Source organism: Novosphingobium resinovorum, from assembly GCF_027922145.1.
In the GTDB taxonomy this organism is placed as follows: domain Bacteria; phylum Pseudomonadota; class Alphaproteobacteria; order Sphingomonadales; family Sphingomonadaceae; genus Novosphingobium; species Novosphingobium resinovorum.
In genome coordinates, this window is record NZ_BSFC01000008.1 from 98,470 (window position 1) to 116,926 (window position 18,457).

Here is an 18,457-nt window from a genome sequence, read left to right on the forward strand (position 1 = left end):
TTCCGCCTCCGTCACCGCAGCTTCACCGCTTCGAGCCCGCGCTGGCCGATATCCGGCCGCCGCTTGAGCACGGCCTGATCCTCGCCCGCCTCGACGCGGCGCAGCAGATCTTCGGGGTCGAACTCCACGCCGATCGGGTTCTCGGCGAAGGCCGGGGAATAGAAGAACGCCGTCGCGTCCTCGATGTTGTCGTAGTTGTCGACCTGCAGTTCGATCTGGTTCCCGTCGGGGTCCTGATAGTACATCGAAGTCGTCGGCCCGTGATTGATCGGGAAAACCGGCGTGATGCCCACATCGCGCAGTCGCTTGTACGTCGCCATGAGATCGCCGAGGCTGTCGTAGGTGAACGCCGCATGGTGGAAGCCCGCCACGCCGTCCTTCTGCTCCTCCAGATCCGGCATGTTCAGAACGGCAACGCGGTGATGCTCCTCGTCATAGGAGAGGAATGCGAGGATTTCGTTCTCGAAAGCAGCCTCGGCGCCGAGCACGGTCTTGTACCAGTCGATCACCTCGCGAAAGCGCGATGTCCGCAGCACGAAATGGGCGAGCCGGACGGGCGGAATGATCGCCGCAGTCTCCGTGGCGGTCTCACTGGATTGCTGTGTCATGGTTGTTGTCCTTGTGTCTGGAGAAGGCGTCAGTGCGCCGCTTGCTCGCCGAAGACCGCCGACTGGAGCATCATCGTGTCCATGAACTCGATCACTTCGACGAGGCGCCCGCCTGCCGCGCGCATCACGAAGGCATAGTAGGGCTGATCGTAAGGCCCGGTCGGCCCCACGCCGCGTCCGCTGCCCAGCAGCACGGCGCGGTCGCCCTGCACGATCGGCTCCTCGAAGCGGACGACCGGCGGCTCGACGAAGTCCGACAGCAGCGGCACCAGCCGCGCGATCAGGTCCTTCGGTCCGTGATAGACGCCCGATGCCGCCGTCGTGCCGATCACGGTGTAGATGCCGTCGTCGGCGAGCAGTTCGAACGCCTCCGGGAACCGCAGCTGCGCCAACAGTTCGCCGAACCGGCGGGCAAGCCCTTGTGCATCCTCCATCGAATCCTCCTCTTCCTTGCCTGTCTTATATTGATCTTTTGGTCAGGAAAGCATAACCCAAGGCGGATGACAAGGAGGCGTGTCGCACAGACCGCCCGATCGGGAGAGAATGGCATGAAGTTTCATCACATGGCGCTGATGGTGACCAATCTGGAAGACGCCATCCGCCTCTGGCGCGACGTCATGGGCTTTGAGCTCGGCGTCGAGACCGTGATCCCCGACGGGCCCGAGCCAGGACCGAACACCTTCATGTATCCGGCGCTGCTGGACGACATCTTCAAGATCAAGGGCGCGCGTTCGCGCATGGCCCTGCTCAGTTCGAAGGACGGCGCCTTCATCGAGCTACAGGAATGCCTGAACCCCGCGATCACCAAGACGCCCGAGGAGAACTTGCGCTATGGCCATACCGGCATCCACGAACTCGGCCTGCTGGTGACAGACATCGACGGCTGGTTCGAAAAAGTCAGGGCTGCCGGCTACCGCACGCAGACGGACTACGTGTGGCAATGCGCATCGATGGGCCGCTCGTTCCTGTTCTACGACCAGGACGGCAACATGATCCAGCTCTGGGAGAACCTCGGCGAGCCGGAATGGAGCTGAGGCCGAGGCGCCGCCCTAAGGCGTGACGACATTACATCGTATCGTCATTGCGAGCGAAGCGAAGCAATCCAGGGCAGTTTTACGCCGCTCTGGATTGCTTCGCTACGCTCGCAATGACGAAGGTTAGTTCAATATCATCGCGCCCTACGGCGCGTCGATGAAGACGAGTTCGTAGAGGAATGCGATGTTGCGCAGGATTTCGGTCTCCGAAAACACGTCGCGGCCCGTCAGTTCTCGGTATTCGGTCGAGACCGTGAACGGCGTGCCGCCGGCGCTGATGATCATGTAGTACATCCGCGCCGGATCACACTGGCGCACGATGCCCTGGTCCTGCCCGGCGCGGATGAGTTCGCGGATCGCGCCGAAGTGTTCACGCAAGTAGTTCTCGATGACCCACTGCAGGCGCGAGGTGTCCTGGTTGCTCTCCATGGTCAGGATACGGTGGATCTGCGGCTGGCGGGCGGACATGCGGATGAACTGCTCGATGAACGTGCGCAGTCCCGCCGCGGCGCTGTCGCCCGCCTTTTCCAGATGCGCCTTCATTTCCGCCGAATAGCGCTTGAGCGCATTGTCGATCGTCGCGATCCACAAGGCTTCCTTGGACTGGAAGTGATAGAGCACCAGCGTGTGTGTCACGTCCGCCCGATCCGCCACGGCGCGGGTGGAGGTGCCTTCGAAGCCGAACGCCCCGAAGCATTCCAGCGCGGCGGCCAGGATGCGCTCGCGCACATCGTCGCCCCGGCGGCTGGCGCGCTTGCGCTGCCGCTGCGGCGCCTTCTGGTCGATCGCGACCGGGTGCGTTTCCGCCCCGTCGAGCCGCACCGCGATGCGGCCGCTGCTGGCACGGCGGCGCTTGGCGGGCGCGGAATCTTCGGGAATATCGCTCGTTTCGGCCATTCGATCGCTCCGTCAGGCCGTTCGCCTGACCAAAGATGTGCATTTCCTGACACCCTCACATCAGGATATGCAGCAAGGTCAAGCGATTTTGCAAAAACCGCGGTGAGATTAATCCACCATTAGGTCAGTTTTTGGGCAAAAATTGACGGTCACGCGACGATCCTGTTCTCGATGGCACCGATCCCGTCGATCTCGCAGCGCACCACGTCCCCCGGCGACAGGAAGCGCGGCGGCTGCTGAGCCGCACCCACGCCTTCGGGCGTGCCGGTGGCGAGAATATCGCCGGGCTCCAGCGTGAAGGCGGCTGAAAGGTGGGCGATCTGCGCCCCGATCGAGTGGATGAACTGCTCGGTATTGCTGGACTGGCGTACCTCACCGTTGACGATGCAGCGGATGCCGAGCGCCGCCGGATCAGCGATCTCGTCCGCCGTCACGATCCATGGCCCGATCGGCCCGTGCGTATCGAACGACTTGCCCATGGTGATCGTCGGGGACTGGAATTGCCAGTCCCGCGCCGACACGTCGTTCACCACAAGGTAGCCGAACACATGCGCCATCGCATCGCCCTCGGCGACGGACTTGGCCGCGTGGCCGATCACCACGCCCAGTTCGACTTCGTGATCGAGCTTGGTGGTCGGTCCCTGCACCACGTCGTCGTAGGCCCCGTTCACGCAAGTCGTCTGCTTGTTGAACCACAATTGCCCGTCAGGCACCGCGATGCCCAGCGCACGCGCCTCGTCCGCATGACGGCGGTAGTTCATGCCAAGACCCAGGAACTTGCGCGGGCGCAGCGGAGCCAGCAGGTGCACATCGGCCAGCGCCAGCCGCTCACCGCGCCCCGATGCCAGCGCGGCGGCGATCTCACCCAGAGTGCTCTGCCCGCCCTCGATCAACGCGATCATGTCGGGATGGTCGATGCCGATAGTATCGAGCGGGACGAATCCATCGCCGTCCACCACGCCGAGGCGCGGCACGCCTCCGTTTTCGAACCGAGCCAGCTTCATCGTCGTTCCTTCGTTTCGGGAGATCAGGCAGCCGCAAGGCCATCGTAGAACCGCCGGGCATCGGCGTAAGTCGGCAGGTGCGCGGTCGAGCCGCCGTCCACCCGGATCACCTGCCCGGTGATGTAGCGCGCCTCGTCCGACGCCAGCCAGGCGACGGCCTGCGCGACATCGTCAGGCGTGCCGAGGTAGCCGGTCAGGGTGGCGTCGACGTTCATTGCGATGAAGGCGGGCGGGATCGAGGCTTCGAGCAGCGGCGTCGTGATCATCGACGGCGCCACCGCGTTGCAGCGGATTCCCTCGCGGCCGAAGGCCGTGGCCACCTGTTTGGTCAACTGGATCACCGCCGCCTTGGACACGCAGTAGGCGGGCATCTTGTAGAACGCATCCACCCCGTACATCGAGGCGGTGTTGACGATCGAACCGCCGCCCTGTTTGCGCATGGCAAGGATCGCGTGGCGGCACCCCTGCATCGTCCCGCGCACCGTGCCTGCGAAAATCTGGTCCCACAGCGCGTCGGGGATTTCCAGGATATCCGTGTCGCCGGAAATCGCCTCGGGCGAAGTGAATGCCGCGTTGTTGTGCATGATGTCGAGCCGACCGAAGCCATCGACCATCGCGCCCACTGCCGCGCGGAAATGGTCTTCCACGGTGATATCGAGATGCAGCGCGCGCGCCGTGCCGCCCGCGTCGGCGATCTCTTCGGCAACGGTCTTCGCCGCCGCATCGTTGATATCGGCGATGCCCACTGCGGCGCCTTCCGACGCCAGCCGCAGCGCGGTCGCGCGGCCGAGGCCCGATGCTCCACCGGTGACGATGGCGACTTTGCCCTTGAAACGCATGACAGTCCTTTCCCTTGCGCCCGATCAGCCGAGAAACGGCAAGCCGCGGGCGATCCTTATCGAATTGGGCCACGGCGTTCCCGGCGCGCGGGGTTGCCCGTGGATTTCAATGGCGACGTGCGCCTGCGCCAGCCCGAGCACCAGCGCCATGAGATTGCGCGCATCGTCAGGCAGGTCGTCGAGCCCGAAACGGTCGACGTAGCCGATGGCCTCTTCCGCCCGCGCGCACATGGCCTCGTAGAACACCCTGATCTCGTCCATCGAGCGCTCGCAGCGCGCGGCCAGCCGCCCGGCGGTGGTATGGCTCCCCCAGCTGTCGACGAAAGGTTCGAGTTCCGCGAACGCCTGCGGCAAGCGCGCCGCACCGCTCACGCCAGCGCCTCGGTGACGGTTTCCGCCTCGACCCATTTGAGCAGTTGCTCGACCGAGTGACGGATGCCGACCTCGCTGTCCTGAAGCTGCATCTCGTCCTTGCCGGAACTGTTGATGCCGCGCTGGGTGCGGGCCACGTTGGCGAGGTCTTCCAGCACCACCTCGATCACCCGCGCGACGTAGAGTTCCTGCTGCAGGCGCTGGCGCGCGTTCAGCGCGTCGGGGACATAGAAGCGCACTTCGTAGCGCGAAGTGGTCGGCGTCAGCGGCCAGAACTGGTGGACCCAGAAGCCGCCGGGGCCGAAATCGATCTGGGTGTTCGGGAACAGGTTGTTCACGTCCATCGACCAGCACCCCGCCCGCGTCGGATTGACGGCGGGGTGATCGAGGAACTCAGCCATCTGCGAACTCGTGCCCGCCGCGATCAGGCTGCCGGTGTCGCCAGAGGCATAGGCCAGCATCTCCACCTTGTTGCGCTCGTCGAGCGGCATCGTCGGGTTGCCGTACATCGAGACGGTGCGGTGCGGCCCGAACGTGCGCGCATCGAGCAGCCGGGCGAAGCGGTTCTCGCTCGACGAAAAGGTCTGGGCGATCGTCTTCTTGTGGATCGCGGGGATGTGGTAGCTTTCGATGAAGGCGTCCTGCACCACTTTCCAGTTGGCATCGAGGTCGGCCTTGAGCACGATCGGCTTGTCCGCCGCCACGTAAGGCACGCCGGCCAGACGGTCGGCGAAATCGCCGAGGAAGGTGCGCAGATCGACTTCGGGCTGGCGCTGGAGGTTGACGAAGATCCAGCCCTCCCAGGTTTCCGTCGCCATCTGCGTCAGCCCGCAGCGCTTCTTGTCGACCGCGAAGAAGCTGGCTTCGTCCGGGATCGAGATCAGATCGCCATCGGCCGCATATGTCCAGTTGTGGTAGGGGCAGACGATGCGCCGCGCATTGCCGGTGGGTCCGTCGAGGACTTGCGATCCGCGGTGCGAACAGGTGTTGTAGAACGCGCGGATGCGTCCATCCTTGCCCCGGTTGAGGATCGCGGAAACGCCGCCCGGCAACAGTTCGGTCGAGAAATAGTCGCCGTAGGCCGGGATTTCTTCCTCGCGCCCGACCAGCAGCCAGGCCCGCTCGAAGACTTGCACGCGTTCGCGTTCGAAAAACTCGGGCGATCGGTAAGGCTCGAGCGGCACCGGGCCGGTGCCAAGGCCGCAGGCCTCGGTGAACGCCGTCTTGCCTTCGAAAGCCCGCGCGGAAGCGGTGATGTTCATGTCCCAACCCTCTCCAATCGGAACCGGCGCCGACGTCGGCATCAGATGCCGCATCGAGTCTTTATTTGACCGTTTGGTAAACTTAAGGTTGGAGAGGGGAATGTGTCAAGCGTTAGAGGTCGATGATGTCGGATTGAACGACCATCTCGTCATTGCGAGCGCAGCGAAGCAATCCAGGGCGGCTTGAAACTGCCCTGGATTGCTTCGCTACGCTCGCAATGACGATTCAATATAGCGCCCTAAAGATCGCGATATTCCGGGGCGGCGCGGTTCCTGAAGGCTTCCACCGCCGTTTCGTGATCGGCGGTCGCGATCAGCATGCATTGCTGGCGATCCTCCAGCGTCAGCGCGGCGTCGATACCCGGCGCATCGACGGTGAGATTGAGGGTCTCCTTCGTCATGCGCAGCCCCATCGGCGAGGCGCGCAGCATATCGCGGGCCATTGCCAGGCCCGCTTCCATGAGAGCCTCGCCAGCCACCACCGAACTGACCAGCCCGGTCGCCAGCGCGCGCGGCGCGGCGATGAAGTTGCCGGTCATCAGCAGTTCCGAGGCCACCGACAGCCCGACAAGGCGCGGCAGCAGATAGCCCGAACCCATGTCGCATCCGCCCAGCCCCACGCGCAGATAGGCGGCATTGAGCCGCGCATCCTCCGCAGCGATGCGCACGTCAGCCGCCAGCGCCAGCGAGAACCCCGCGCCGCAGGCCGCGCCGTGCAGCAGCGCGATGATCGGCTGCGGACATGCCCGCATGGCGCGCACGATCCCCGAATAGAGCCGCTGCATCGCCAGTTGCCGCTGGTTGCGCCCCGGTCCTTCATTGGCGAAAGCGTCGGAGCCCAGTTCGGCACCGGCGCAGAACATGCGTCCGGCACCCCGCAGGATCACCACGCGCGTCTCCAGCCGTGCGGGCAGCCCGCTGAAGTAATCGAGCAGCGCCTGCGCCAGTTCGGGCGAGACGGCGTTGAGCTGGTCGGGGCGATTGAGCGTGACGATCTCGATCGCGCCTTCGCTTTCCACCGTAAGCACTGTGCCGCTCATGCTATGATGTTCTCCGACCTCTGGGCGTAGAGGCGCCGCAATGCCATCTTGTCGAGCTTGCCGGTGCTGGTCCGGGGCATCATGTCGATAACCCGGATCGCATCGGGCAACCACCACTTCGCGACGAAGCCCTGCATATGCGCGCGCAGCGCCGCCTCGTCGAGCGCCTCGACGCCCTCGGCCAGCGTGACCAGCATCAGCGGCCGTTCCTGCCAGCGCGGATGCGGGATGCTGATGACGCCCGCCTCGGCGACGCCGGCGAAACTGGCCGCCGCCGATTCCAGTTGCAGCGTGCTGATCCACTCGCCGCCGGACTTGATGACGTCCTTGGCGCGGTCGACGATCTCCATGGAACCGTCGGGATAGATACGCGCGATGTCGCCCGTCTCCAGCCATTCGAAGCCTTCCGCATCGCTGAGGCCCACGTAGCTGCCCGAGGCGATCGGCCCCCGCACCAGCAGGTGGCCCGCGTGCTCGCCGTCGAACGGAAGCGGCTTGCCCTCGTCATCGACGATGCGCATCTCGGACAGGAAACCGACGCGCCCCTGCCGGGCAAGGTGGCGTTCGTGCTGTTCGTCGGCCGGCAGAGTGTCCGACCCCGCCGCCGGGGCGCTGCGCGAGCAGCCCGGCACTTCGGTCATGCCCCAGGACTGGCACAAGGTGATGCCGAAGCTCTCGAAGCGCTCGGCCAGCGCGCGCGACGGGCGAGTACCGGCAAGCAGGCCTGTGCGCACCGTCTCCAGCTTCGAGCCCTGACGGTCGGCGGCGTCGAACAGGTCCATCCAGATCGTCGGCACGGCGCCGGTGATCGTCACGCCCTCCCCGTCGATCAGTTCGATGATGCCCTCGGGCGAGAAATCGCGGCCGTTGAGGACAAGCTTGTGGCCGTTCATCGGCGCGGTGAAGGGCATCATCCAGCCATTGGCGTGGAAGATCGCGGCGATCGGCAGCATGCATTCCAGCGAGCCGCGCCGGTGGGTGCCGTACATGTCGGCCATCGACATGTTCATCGACCCCAGCGTGATCGAGCGGTGCGTATAGGCGACGCCCTTGGGCCGGCCGGTCGTGCCCGAAGTGAAGCAGATCGTCGCAGCCTGGTTCTCGTCGAAAGTGGGCCATGCAAAGTCAGCCGAGGCGTCGCCGATGAAATCGGTCTTGGTGACGAAGCCGGGCAGTGCGCTCGCCGGAACCGGCGCGCCGGGTTCGTCCATGAACACCCAGCGGATGACCATCGGCGTGATAGCCGCGACCTGCTCGGCCAGCGGCAGGGTGTCGGCATCGATGAAGATCGTGATCTCGCCGACCTTCTCGATCATGTAGCGCAGATCCTCGGCCGTCAGGCGCGGATTGAGCGTGTGCAGCCCCGCCCCGATGCCGAGCGCGGCATAGAACAGCTCTATGTGGTTCGAGGTATTCCACGCCAGCGAACCGACGACGTCGTCCACCTTGAAGCCATGGCCGGTCATGGCATTGGCCAGCCGCTTTGCCCGGTCGCGCATCCGCGCCCAGTCCGAACGCTCGATCACGCCGTCGATGCGGCGCGCTACGAAGGGCGTATCCCCGTGATGCTCGGCGGCATGGTCGATCAGCCGCGACAACAGCATCGGGTTCGTCATCATCGTCCCGCGCAAGATTCAGGTCCTCTCTCTTTTTTCCGGCTCGGGAGAGGAGGTGCTGCCCCCTCCCCCGGCCACCCGTCAGAAGCGGGCCGCGAGCGCTACGCCGTAGCTCGCCGGCCGCCCGGTGTACCGCACCTGAGTATCGTACAGGATTGGTGCATTGGTGTAATAATACTCGTTAGTGACGTTGTTCGCGAACACCGTGAGTCGATACGCATCGTCAGAAAACGACAATCCTGCACGAAGGTCAACCAGTGTATAATCTTTCAGCTTGGCGGTCGGCACGGTGTCGATCACCGAGTAGGTCGAGCTGTTGTGCGTCACCGTCCCGCCGAGGAATGCCGAGACGCCCTCGCTGAGCGCGAACTCGTAATCCGCAGAGCCATTCACCGACAGCTTGGGCGCGAAGGGGATCGGGTTGCCCTCGAAATCCTGCACGCCGCCGTTGAAGCCGACGCCGGTATATTCGTCGATGCGGGTATCGACATATGTGCCGCCCAGACGCAGGTTCAGGCCATCGACCGGCTCGGCCATGATCTCCGCCTCGACGCCCATCAGGCTCGACTTGGGCACGTTGACCAGCGCGTCGAGCACGCCGAACACCGGGTCGATGCGCTTGCCGCGGATCTGCTTGTCCGTGTACTTGTAGTAGAACCCGGCCAGATTGAACTGCATGCGCCGGTCGAGCATACTGGCCTTGAAGCCGCCTTCGAAGGCCAGCACCGATTCCTGCGTGACCGGCGCGAACTGCGCGGTACTGGACGCATTGGTGAACAGGAAGCTGCCGGCCTTGTAGCCCTTGGACACGTTGGCATAGAGCAGCAGTTCGGGAAGCGCCTGATAGTCTATGCCGCCCCGCCACGAAACGTTGTCCTGGTCGAGCGAGCCTTCATACAGCGTCGGTAGGAAAGTCGCCTCGTCCAGCGTCACGCATCCGCCTGCGGGAATGGCAGGCGTCGGCGCGGCAGTCGGATCGATCGCCTGACGCACCTGGGTCGAGACGGCGGTGAAGAACGCCGCCGCGCCGCCGTTTCCGGGATCGCGGGTGCAGGTCTGCGCATCGCGCTGGCTCTTGGTGTAGCGCACGCCGCCCTTCACCGTCAGGCCGGGCAGGATCTCGTAGTCCGCATTGGCGAAGACCGCGTAGTTGTCGATCTGCGAGTTCAGGAAGAACGTGTTGGTATTGGCCGGGAAGCCGAGGTTCGCCACCACCGAGCTTTGCCCCGCATACTGGTCGGCGAATTCCTTCGAGGTGGTGTGCTCGTAGTTGCCGCCGATGATCCAGCTGAACGGGCCGGAGCCGTTGCTGGCGATGCGCAGTTCCTGGCTGAACGACTTGAGCGAACCATCGAACAGGAACTCCAGCGATTCCACGGCGACGCCATCGGGATCGTTGACCTGCTTGCGGCTGAAATCGACGTAGGAGGTGATCGAGGTCAGCTTGAGGCTGTCCGAAAGCTCATAGTCGGCACGAAGGGCGGCCTGCCACTGGCGGTCGTCGCCCTTGGGACGGCGATTGGGGTTCCAGTCGGCGGTGCGCGGCTTGGACGGCGCGAAGGGCGTGGCGGCAAGACCCGCGCCGACCGGTCCGACTTGCGGGAACAGGGCGATGTACTGGCCCGCCTGCGGGTCCGACTTGTCGATCATGCCATTGACGTTGAGCGACACCGAGAGCCGGTCGGTCGGCGTCCAGTCGAGCAGGACGCGGCCCATGTAGAGTTCCTTGTCGCCCAGCTTGTCGTCGTCGGGCCGGGTCTGGCTCTTTTGCCAGGCGCCGCCCTGCGCGGTCTTGGCCGCGACGCGGACGCGCAGCGTGTCGCTGATCGGACCACTGACGAAGCCGCTCGCATCGACTTCGCCGAAGCTGTCGATGCTGGCATTCACGCCTGCCTTGAAGTCGGCGGTCGGCTTGGCGGCGATGTAGTTGATCGCACCGCCCGTCGCGTTCTGGCCGAACAGCGTGCCCTGCGGTCCCTTGAGGACTTCGACGCGCTCGACGTCCAGCGCCGCCGTGCCGACCAGCGCCGGGAACGGCATCGGCACTTCGTCGACGTAGACGCTGACCGCCGGATAGGCCGCCAGCGAGTTCTCGTAGAAGCCGACACCGCGCAGGGTGTAGACCGGCGTGTTGTAGATGCTGTTGGCGACCGTCAGCGCCGGGATCACCTTGGCGAGATCCGACACGCTGTTGACGCCCTGCTTCACCAGATCGTCGGAGGACAGCGCCTGGATGGTCAGGCCGACCTTGTTCAGCGATTCCGAGCGCTTCTGAGCAGTGACGATGATTTCGCCGACGCCCGCCGTGGGCTGCGCCGCGCTCGCCGCTTCGTCCTGCGCCATGGCGAGGCCCGGCGTGGCTACAAGGCCGATGAAGGCGACGCCCGCCAGTAACTTGCTGGATTTCATGTATCTTCTCCCGTGAACTTTGTTTTTCAGTTGGTTTCGAAAGCGATCGGCAGAGACTTCAACCCTCCCACGAAGTTGGTCTCGATGTAGCGGGGGCTGCCGTTCAGCCGGACGGCGGTGAGGTGCGGCATCAGTTCTTCGTAGAGGATGCGAATCTCGAGCTTCGCAAGGTTCTGGCCGAGGCACATGTGCGGGCCGGAACCGAACGAGAGGTGCCGGTTGCGCTTGCGGGCAAGGTCGAATCCTCCCGCATTCTCGAACACGTCCTCGTCACGGCTGGCGGAAGGGTAGGACAGCATGAGGCGCTGACCCTTGCGGATCGCGGTCCCGTGCAGGTCGAAGTCGTCGATCGCGGTGCGCGTGAAGTGCCGCACCGGCGCCGCCGTACGCAGGGCTTCCTCGACAAAGGACGGGATGAGGCTCGGGTCCGCCTTGAGCCGCGCGAACTGGTCGGGGTGCTCGCACAGCGCCTTCATGCCGGTGGCGGTCGTGGTCGACGTGGTATCGTGCCCGGCGGTGGCGATGGTGATGTAATAGCCGTTGGCGAAGAAATCGCTGATCGGCTCACCGTCGATCTCGGCATTGGCGATCACGCTCATCAGGTCGTCGCGCGGGTTCTCGCGGCGATCGCGGGTCATCGGCGTGAAGTAGTCGTAATATTCCTGGATCACCCGGTGGAACTGGCGCGCGGCCATGTCGGGGGTGATCTCGATGTCGCTGCGCTGCTCTTCGGGGTCCTTCGAGCCGAAGAATTCCTGCGTCATCTTCAACATCTTGGGCAGGTCCGTCTCGGGGACGCCGAACATGTTCATGATGACCCTGAGCGGGTATTCGAGCGCGAAGTCCTTGACGAAATCCACCTCGCGCGGACCGGCCAGCAGCCGCGCCACGGTGTCCCTGGCGATGATGCGGATATCGCTTTCAAGCCGGGTGATCCTCGCGGGCGAGAAGTACGGAACGGCGATCGAGCGCAGAGCCTTGTGATCGGGATTGTCCATGTGCGTAAGCGCCGCGACGACCTGGCAGGTACCGTTGTTGGCCGACCGCAGGAAGGCATCGTCGGCCTGCGGGTTATAGATGGGATTGTCGACCATGTTCAGGAACACGTCGGCGCGGCGCTCGACAGTGACGACGTCGTTGTACTTCGTGACCATCCAGATCGGATCGTAGCCGCCGAGATGCGCCCAGCCGATCGGCCGGTTCGCGCGCATCCACGCCAGCGCCTCGTGAAACGAAGCCTCGTCGGCGCAGAGGTTCGGGTTCACCACCTTTTCGGCGATGTCATCGGGAATGCGAAGTTCGTCCGGCCCGAACGCGAGTGTGTCGGTCTGCATGATCGGTTGCCTTCAGAAGGTGAGAACGGGCTTGACCACCAGCCCGGCAAGCTGGTCTTCGATCGCCTGATTGATCTGGTCGAACGGATACGTGCGCACGAGCTTGTCGAGCGGCAGGCGCCCCGCCTCGTAATGAGCCAGAAGCTCGGGAATATAGGTGTCGGGGTCGGTATCGCCCTCGATCACCGCCTTCAGCGTCGCGCCGCTGGCGAGGAAGCCGAGCATCGAGGTCGAGAACACCGCATCCATCTTCTTGGGTACGCCGAGGAACGCCATCGTCCCGTGCGGGGCGAGCGAGGCCAGCGCCGCCTGCACCACCGCGTCCACCGCCGTGGTATCGACCACGTAATCGACACCGCGCGCGGCGATGGCGCGGATCGCCTCAGCCACGTCGCCGGCGGCCGGATCGACCGCGTGCGTCGCGCCGAGTTCCGCCGCAAGGGCCCGCCGCGCGGCTACGGGTTCGACGACGATGATCGGATCGCAGCCCGCAAGCTTCGCCCCCATGACCGCGCTCAGCCCGACCGAGCCGCCGCCGAAGACCGCGATCGAACGCCCGGCCTTCGCCGCGATCGAGCGCATCACCGCACCCGCGCCCGTCTGGATGCCGCATCCCAGCGGCGCGGCCATGGTCAGGTCGGCATCGGCGTGAACCTTGACGGTATTGTACTGCGTCGCGATCGCATACGTCGCGAACGACGACTGCGCGAAGAAGTATCCGCCCACGGGCTCGGAACCGCAGCACAGAGTCGCGCTGCCGTCTGGGCGGCGGCCGCTGTAATTGAGCGTCATCCCCTTTTCGCAGTAGGCCACGTCGCCCCGGCGGCAGTTGGTGCATTCGCCGCAAGAGCCCACGGTGAGCACCACCTTGTCACCCGGCGCGACCTTGGTGACGCCCGGGCCGACGCGCTCGACGATGCCCGCCCCCTCGTGCCCGAGCACGATGGGCATCTGCACCGGCAGCGACTGGTCTCGTGCCGCGATGTCGCTGTGGCACACGCCCACCGCCACCAGCCGCACGAGAACCTCGCCCTCGCGCGGTTCGTCGATCTCGATTGTTTCAAGCGCAAAGGGGCGCTTGGCCTCGCGCGCAATGGCGGCCGTAATCTGCATATGCCGATTTCCAGTTCAAGAGGGTTTGGCGCGGAGGCGGGGAGAGAGCTCGCCCCCGCGCCGGGACCGTCAGCCGCCCCGGAGGACGACGACCGCTTTCGTATCGGTGCGGTTCAACACACTTGATGCGCCGCGTCGGCCACACCCGCCGGGCATGGTTTCGCAATGCATCTGAGAGCATTTCCACTTCGGTCTTTTCAGATGGATGCTGCCTTGCATCTTCGTCTCCCAAGCCATCGCTTTGCACGATCGGCTTCAAGTGCTACGTACTTCGTATACGCAGTTTGTAATCTGATTTACTTCCCGTGACAAGCGGCAAAATCAAAACTAGGAAAATGCGATGAAGATGGGGGAATTGGAGCACCTTACGGGGGTAAACCGGGAGACGATCAGGGTGCTGATCCGCAAGGGTTTGGTACCCCCGCCCGACAAGCCGAAGGCAACCGTGGCGCATTACAGCGACGAGCATGTGCGGGCGATTCGGGCGGTGCGTAATCTGCAGCGCGAACATCAGGTAACGCTGGACGAAATCGGAGCGATGCTGCGCGGCGACAAGCTCGACAAGCGGTTGGAGGCGCCTGCATTCCACCATCTCGAAAATCTGGTGGCCGCACGCTTCGGCGAGGACGACCGCACGATTGCGCTGGAAACATTACAGCAGGGAAATGCACACGCGGAACGCGACGCACGTGGCCTCGCGGCACTTGGCGCCGTCGAACTCATCGAGACGGAAGAAGGAACCGCCGTCAGCTACACCGACGCGAACCTGATCGGCATCTGGGCACGCATGCGCGAAGCAGGCTTCGAGGAATCGGCCAACTTCTTTCCGGAAGTGCTGGATCACTACACCAAGTCGGCCGACTATCTCGCCTTCGCCGAAGCCACCCGCTTCATCACCCGCACCGAAGGCCTGATCCGCGAAGAACGGGCAGCCGATATGCTGAGAACCGGCCTCCCCCTCATGCTCGACTTCTTCGGGGTGCTGAGGATGAAGTATTTCATGCGCTACCTGACCGCTGAAAGTGAAGGTCGGCTCCACGAGATCGTACCGCCGCGCCTGGACCGCGCAGGCGCCGCCGATGCCGCGCCCAGACAAGAAGGACGCAGCAATCGGAAGCCTCCCTCCAAGTGAGGCTCTATTACCCCGACACGGGGCGCGCATTGGCAAGACGCGACAGCTTCTTGGAAAGCGTCGTGACGCCGATGACGTCGGTCACGTTGCTGAACCCTACCCGGTCGCCCATCGTCCAGCGATAGAGGGTCTGATACGAGATGAAGGCGGCATAGGCGTTATGCCAGGGCGCGGCGGCGACGGCGGCGCCCACCATCTCCCATTTGCGGCCCTTGGCATCGGTGATCCGCACCACGCGGTGCATGCCGAGCAGCGACAGGCTTTCCGCATCAACCTCTGCCGCCACGATGGCGCAGCTTTCGCCATCGACCAGAGCATAGCCGAAGCGGAACGTGGTGTAGACGGTCTGTCCATCGACGATGTCCAGCGTCATGATGAGATGGAACGCGAGGTCGGTCCCGAACGTCATGTGCATCCACGAGACGGGCGCCGAGTTCCACTCCGCGCGCGGCCCCCAGCTGCGATCGAGGCCGTCCACGCAATCGACCGCGAAGCGATGGCCGTGCACTTCCAGTTCGCCGGTGATGTGGCCGACGAGGTCATAATGCCCCTTCGACCAGGAATCGCCCGCGCCGCTCGCAGCCTCGGTGTCGCCGCCGAAATGCTCCAGCATCGGGTTCTGGCTCGGGTCCAGCGGATCGAACGGGTCCATCAGTCCCTTGAAGCGCAAGTCGAAGCGGCACAGGCCGTCGGTGCCTTCGTACCGATAGTGATAGTCACGGGCATTGTTGCTGCCGGTGACCGCGAGGCCCGTGGACAGGCGGAAGTCCGACAGCTTTTCCGGGCACTGGACGTGCATCTGCGCATCGGAATAGTCGGCCGCGCCGGCATGGGCCACGATGCCCTGGTGGATGTAGACGGACGACAGGCACACGCCCGCGTTCGGCCGCCCAAGGAAGTAGGCATTTCCGCTGATCCCGGCTTCGGGCACGGAGAAGATGAGGAACATCGTCTCCGCATAGTTATGCTCGGTCGAACCGTGATGGTGAAAGTCGAGGTCTGCGTTGGTGATCATGATCCGGCCTTGCCTGGTTGGGGGAAGTGTAAAACAGGGCGCGTTACCAGGCGGGTGCCGGCAACGCCTCGGGGGTCAGCTCGAAGCCGAAGGGCAAGGCCCATAGCCGCGCCTGCGCCAGCATCGCCTCGCTGCCATCGAGGATGGCGGCGGTCAGGTCCCGTTCGCAGGGAGAGCCATGCGTGGTCGCCACCAGCGCCGCCAGCTGTTCGCGCAAGTGACGGCTGGCAACCTCGCAATCCGCCGCATCGCGGACGCAGAGCGCAAGCACCTCTTCGCCCACCGAGATTCCGGCGGCCAGCGCCTCGCTCTCGGCCGGCAGGCTGGGCTGCACGATCGCTCTGGCCCGCTCCGCCAGCGCAAGGCAGGACGACAGTTCGAGCCGCGCGAAGCGGGTCGCTTCGGGAATGCGGTCAGCCACGAAGCCCAGCGTGGCGATCGTCAGCTGCAGTTGCTCGACCACGTGCTTGTCCGCACCGGCGAGCGCGGGCGCTATGACGTCGCTGAGCGCGCGGATCGCGATGCGGACCTGCGTTTCGAAAGACTGGTTCATCGTGTGACCTCCAGAAACCGCTCGCGCAGGTCGGCGATGGCCGTGTGCCCCATCTGCGACACGAAGTTCACGAGCACGTCCTGATGCGTCCCCGCCTGCAGCGAAGCGCGCGCCGAGGCGGCGAGCGTCAGGACGCAGACGAGATAGCGGTTGAATATCTCGAAGTAGCGGATCCGCACCGGATCGACCGGGAGCCCCGAGGCCGCCTCGTATGCGGCGTAGAAATCGTCCTTCGACATCATCCCTGACGCCAGCACGCTTCCGCCGTCCTCCGAAAGATGCTGGAAGGTGGGCAGCGTGGCGTAGGTGAGGTCCTGATGCCGATCGCCGATGACCGCGCCTTCCCAGTCGAGCCAGGCGGTGATTGCGCCGGATGCCTCGTCGAACAGGAAGTTGCCGCTGCGATAGTCGCCGTGGACGATCGACGGACGGTCCACCGACGGCGCGTGGGCGATGAGCCACTGGTAGACGACTTCGAGGAAAGGCTCCTCCTCGATCCGGTCCTCTTCCCAGATCCGGCGATAGGCGTTCACCTGCCGGATTACGGATGCGTTCGAGCCCGCCTGTGCCTGCATGAACGAGACCATCGCGGTGCATTCGCCCGGATCGACGGTATGCAGGCGCGCGAGCAGGGAGACGAAATGCGGCGCGAGTTTCGCGCGCAGTTCGGGGCCGTAGTTCTGCCCCAGGCCCGATACCTTCTCCACGCCGACGCTGGGCTTTGCCGCGCCTTTTGCAAAGGCATAGACCATTCCCGGATACGGCAGATGGCGTGCCTCTGGGTCCACCCAGTAGGGGCGCGGCGCCGGGATCACGCCCTGGACCGCGTTCAGCACCTCGAATTCGCGGCGGCGACTGGATTCGGTCACCGAGGCGGCGGGCTCCATGCGCAGCACTAGCGTTTCGACGCTTTCGGGAGCCTGCCCGTCAAGCCCTCGCCACGTGAGGTCGAAGACCATCTGCAGCTTCGATGCCCCGCCCGACAGCCAGCGGGCGTTTGAGACTTGCGCCTCGTAGCCAAGCTCCTCGCCGATCATCGCCGTAACGCCCGCGACCAGCCGTTCGATCGGAACCGCCTTGTACGGATCGCCGCGACGGCGGCGCATCTTGCGGGTCAGGACCGCATCGATCTCGGGCTCGGTGGGGTAGCGATCGCGGATGCGGGCGATCATCGCCTCGTCGGGATGGCGCCGCTGCGCCTCGGTAAAGGACAGCACCGGATGGGACATCACGGCCGCCGTCATTGCGCGAACTCGTCGGCCATGCCTTCGGACAGGAAGTTCAGCCCGCTGAAGTCGGCGATGTGACTGTAGCCGACGCCATGGTCGCTCTCCCAGCGCATGAGCGTCTGGTAGGCCGCGCTCGACGGGTTGAAGTTGTACCAGGGCGCCGCCGCCACGGTCGATCCGCGCGCGGTATAGACATTGCCGCGGTCGTCCTCGAACCGCACGTCGGCCCGGGTCACCAGCATGTCGGAACGCTTGGCGGTCATGCTCGCGGACACGATCGGGCGCCGTTCGCCGTCGATCGCCAAGAAGCCGTACTTGAACGGCCCGTAGCGCAGTTCCTTGTTCTCGAACCCGAGCCCGAAGACGAGGAACGCGCCCGTCTCGCCGTCGAGGTCGACATGGACCCAGCTGGCCGCCTTGTTGCCCCAGTCGCGGCGCGGGCCCCAGCTCTTGTCCATGCCGTCGACGCAGCGGATGGCATAGCGCCGGCCGCGCAGCAGCAGCGATCCTTCGATGCGCCCCTTGCTTTCCATGTGCCCGTTGTTCCAGCCGTCGTAGCCATCGACCTGGCCGCCTCCCAGCGCCGGGACTTGTGCTGGATCATGCGGATCGAACGGATCGCAGATCGCCCGGAACGACAGGTCCACCTCGCAGGCGCCGTCCAGCGACTTGTAGGTGAAGCGGCTGTCCCGTTCGTCGAACGCCTTGAACGACAAGCCGTTTTCCAGCGTGAAGTCGGAAAAGTCCTCCGGGCAGGGCAAGTGCATCTGGCTGTCGTTGTGATGTATCTGCCAGGGATGGAAACACATCCCCTTGTGTATCTCGATCGAGCTGTGACAGATGCCCAGGTTCGGCCGCGCCAGCACGTAGAGGTTGCCGCTGACGCCTGCTTCGGGGACCGAGAAGATTACGAAGATCGTCTCGGTCCAGTGCGGATCGGCCGGATCGCGGGGGTGGAACTTGAAATCGTCGGCAGTAATCATGGCTCTGCTTTCTACGA

General features: G+C 64.7%; 18 protein-coding genes. 2 read left to right on the forward strand and 16 right to left on the reverse strand.

What is annotated here, in order from left to right; all coding sequences use genetic code 11:
* Nucleotides 1-11: 11 nt before the first annotated feature.
* Both PKE80_RS04795 and PKE80_RS04800 read right to left on the reverse strand, forming a co-directional pair.
* Nucleotides 12-608, reverse strand: coding sequence for a VOC family protein (locus tag PKE80_RS04795; RefSeq protein ID WP_271181529.1), 597 nt, complete (start codon nucleotides 606-608; stop codon nucleotides 12-14).
* A 29-nt stretch (nucleotides 609-637) separates the two neighbouring features.
* Nucleotides 638-1,042: a nuclear transport factor 2 family protein gene (locus PKE80_RS04800; protein ID WP_271181530.1), complete on the reverse strand. Its 405-nt coding sequence runs from the start codon at nucleotides 1,040-1,042 to the stop codon at nucleotides 638-640.
* A 114-nt stretch (nucleotides 1,043-1,156) separates the two neighbouring features.
* On the opposite strand from PKE80_RS04800, the gene PKE80_RS04805 reads away from it, so the two are divergent.
* On the forward strand, nucleotides 1,157-1,642 hold the full coding sequence (locus tag PKE80_RS04805) for a VOC family protein (protein WP_271181531.1): 486 nt from the start codon (nucleotides 1,157-1,159) through the stop codon (nucleotides 1,640-1,642).
* A gap of 144 nt (nucleotides 1,643-1,786) precedes the next feature.
* Here PKE80_RS04805 and PKE80_RS04810 read toward each other — a convergent pair whose 3' ends face one another.
* The 10 genes from PKE80_RS04810 to PKE80_RS04855 form a co-directional block, all read right to left on the reverse strand.
* Nucleotides 1,787-2,539: a TetR/AcrR family transcriptional regulator gene (locus PKE80_RS04810; protein WP_051587163.1), complete on the reverse strand. Its 753-nt coding sequence runs from the start codon at nucleotides 2,537-2,539 to the stop codon at nucleotides 1,787-1,789.
* Nucleotides 2,540-2,688: 149 nt separating this feature from the next.
* A complete protein-coding gene (locus PKE80_RS04815) occupies nucleotides 2,689-3,543 on the reverse strand; it encodes a fumarylacetoacetate hydrolase family protein (protein WP_271181532.1) in 855 nt (284 codons plus the stop codon).
* A 23-nt stretch (nucleotides 3,544-3,566) separates the two neighbouring features.
* On the reverse strand, nucleotides 3,567-4,382 hold the full coding sequence (locus PKE80_RS04820; RefSeq protein ID WP_271181533.1) for an SDR family NAD(P)-dependent oxidoreductase: 816 nt from the start codon (nucleotides 4,380-4,382) through the stop codon (nucleotides 3,567-3,569).
* 24 nt (nucleotides 4,383-4,406) lie between these two features.
* Complete coding sequence (locus tag PKE80_RS04825; protein ID WP_036529659.1) at nucleotides 4,407-4,754, reverse strand: hypothetical protein; 348 nt, start codon at nucleotides 4,752-4,754, stop codon at nucleotides 4,407-4,409.
* Entirely contained in the window at nucleotides 4,751-6,016 is a 1,266-nt protein-coding gene (locus PKE80_RS04830) for an aromatic ring-hydroxylating oxygenase subunit alpha (RefSeq protein ID WP_271181534.1), read from the reverse strand. The genes PKE80_RS04825 and PKE80_RS04830 overlap by 4 nt, the downstream gene beginning before the upstream one ends.
* 239 nt (nucleotides 6,017-6,255) lie before the next feature.
* Entirely contained in the window at nucleotides 6,256-7,056 is an 801-nt protein-coding gene (locus PKE80_RS04835; RefSeq protein WP_271181535.1) for an enoyl-CoA hydratase/isomerase family protein, read from the reverse strand.
* Entirely contained in the window at nucleotides 7,053-8,675 is a 1,623-nt protein-coding gene (locus PKE80_RS04840) for an AMP-binding protein (RefSeq protein ID WP_271181536.1), read from the reverse strand. Before PKE80_RS04840 ends, PKE80_RS04835 begins: the two co-directional genes overlap by 4 nt.
* Nucleotides 8,676-8,753: 78 nt before the next feature.
* Nucleotides 8,754-11,081, reverse strand: coding sequence for a TonB-dependent receptor (locus PKE80_RS04845; RefSeq protein WP_271181537.1), 2,328 nt, complete (start codon nucleotides 11,079-11,081; stop codon nucleotides 8,754-8,756).
* 26 nt (nucleotides 11,082-11,107) lie between these two features.
* On the reverse strand, nucleotides 11,108-12,415 hold the full coding sequence (locus tag PKE80_RS04850; RefSeq protein ID WP_271181538.1) for a cytochrome P450: 1,308 nt from the start codon (nucleotides 12,413-12,415) through the stop codon (nucleotides 11,108-11,110).
* Nucleotides 12,416-12,427: 12 nt separating this feature from the next.
* Entirely contained in the window at nucleotides 12,428-13,528 is a 1,101-nt protein-coding gene (locus PKE80_RS04855; RefSeq protein ID WP_271181539.1) for an NAD(P)-dependent alcohol dehydrogenase, read from the reverse strand.
* Between the two features lie 340 nt (nucleotides 13,529-13,868).
* On the opposite strand from PKE80_RS04855, the gene PKE80_RS04860 reads away from it, so the two are divergent.
* Nucleotides 13,869-14,660, forward strand: coding sequence for a MerR family transcriptional regulator (locus tag PKE80_RS04860; RefSeq protein WP_271181540.1), 792 nt, complete (start codon nucleotides 13,869-13,871; stop codon nucleotides 14,658-14,660).
* A 7-nt stretch (nucleotides 14,661-14,667) separates the two neighbouring features.
* Here PKE80_RS04860 and PKE80_RS04865 read toward each other — a convergent pair whose 3' ends face one another.
* The 4 genes from PKE80_RS04865 to PKE80_RS04880 are packed head-to-tail and all read right to left on the reverse strand — an operon-like array spanning nucleotide 14,668 to nucleotide 18,440.
* Nucleotides 14,668-15,675: a DUF7064 domain-containing protein gene (locus PKE80_RS04865; protein WP_271181541.1), complete on the reverse strand. Its 1,008-nt coding sequence runs from the start codon at nucleotides 15,673-15,675 to the stop codon at nucleotides 14,668-14,670.
* Between the two features lie 43 nt (nucleotides 15,676-15,718).
* Nucleotides 15,719-16,228, reverse strand: coding sequence for a hypothetical protein (locus PKE80_RS04870; protein WP_271181542.1), 510 nt, complete (start codon nucleotides 16,226-16,228; stop codon nucleotides 15,719-15,721).
* Nucleotides 16,225-17,472, reverse strand: a complete 1,248-nt coding sequence (locus tag PKE80_RS04875) for a phosphotransferase family protein (protein ID WP_271181543.1) — start codon at nucleotides 17,470-17,472, stop codon at nucleotides 16,225-16,227. Before PKE80_RS04875 ends, PKE80_RS04870 begins: the two co-directional genes overlap by 4 nt.
* Nucleotides 17,469-18,440 carry a DUF7064 domain-containing protein gene (locus PKE80_RS04880; protein WP_271181544.1) on the reverse strand — a complete coding sequence of 324 codons (972 nt, stop codon included), beginning with the start codon at nucleotides 18,438-18,440 and terminating at the stop codon, nucleotides 17,469-17,471. The genes PKE80_RS04875 and PKE80_RS04880 overlap by 4 nt, the downstream gene beginning before the upstream one ends.
* Nucleotides 18,441-18,457 lie beyond the last annotated feature (17 nt).

Coding starts and splice junctions, on each gene's coding strand:
- PKE80_RS04795 (WP_271181529.1), bottom strand. CDS start 608: ATGACACAGCAATCCAGTGAGACCGCCACGGAGACTGCGGCGATCATT.
- PKE80_RS04800 (WP_271181530.1), bottom strand. CDS start 1,042: ATGGAGGATGCACAAGGGCTTGCCCGCCGGTTCGGCGAACTGTTGGCG.
- PKE80_RS04805 (WP_271181531.1), top strand. CDS start 1,157: ATGAAGTTTCATCACATGGCGCTGATGGTGACCAATCTGGAAGACGCC.
- PKE80_RS04810 (WP_051587163.1), bottom strand. CDS start 2,539: ATGGCCGAAACGAGCGATATTCCCGAAGATTCCGCGCCCGCCAAGCGC.
- PKE80_RS04815 (WP_271181532.1), bottom strand. CDS start 3,543: ATGAAGCTGGCTCGGTTCGAAAACGGAGGCGTGCCGCGCCTCGGCGTG.
- PKE80_RS04820 (WP_271181533.1), bottom strand. CDS start 4,382: ATGCGTTTCAAGGGCAAAGTCGCCATCGTCACCGGTGGAGCATCGGGC.
- PKE80_RS04830 (WP_271181534.1), bottom strand. CDS start 6,016: ATGAACATCACCGCTTCCGCGCGGGCTTTCGAAGGCAAGACGGCGTTC.
- PKE80_RS04835 (WP_271181535.1), bottom strand. CDS start 7,056: ATGAGCGGCACAGTGCTTACGGTGGAAAGCGAAGGCGCGATCGAGATC.
- PKE80_RS04840 (WP_271181536.1), bottom strand. CDS start 8,675: ATGATGACGAACCCGATGCTGTTGTCGCGGCTGATCGACCATGCCGCC.
- PKE80_RS04845 (WP_271181537.1), bottom strand. CDS start 11,081: ATGAAATCCAGCAAGTTACTGGCGGGCGTCGCCTTCATCGGCCTTGTA.
- PKE80_RS04850 (WP_271181538.1), bottom strand. CDS start 12,415: ATGCAGACCGACACACTCGCGTTCGGGCCGGACGAACTTCGCATTCCC.
- PKE80_RS04855 (WP_271181539.1), bottom strand. CDS start 13,528: ATGCAGATTACGGCCGCCATTGCGCGCGAGGCCAAGCGCCCCTTTGCG.
- PKE80_RS04860 (WP_271181540.1), top strand. CDS start 13,869: ATGAAGATGGGGGAATTGGAGCACCTTACGGGGGTAAACCGGGAGACG.
- PKE80_RS04865 (WP_271181541.1), bottom strand. CDS start 15,675: ATGATCACCAACGCAGACCTCGACTTTCACCATCACGGTTCGACCGAG.
- PKE80_RS04870 (WP_271181542.1), bottom strand. CDS start 16,228: ATGAACCAGTCTTTCGAAACGCAGGTCCGCATCGCGATCCGCGCGCTC.
- PKE80_RS04875 (WP_271181543.1), bottom strand. CDS start 17,472: ATGACGGCGGCCGTGATGTCCCATCCGGTGCTGTCCTTTACCGAGGCG.
- PKE80_RS04880 (WP_271181544.1), bottom strand. CDS start 18,440: ATGATTACTGCCGACGATTTCAAGTTCCACCCCCGCGATCCGGCCGAT.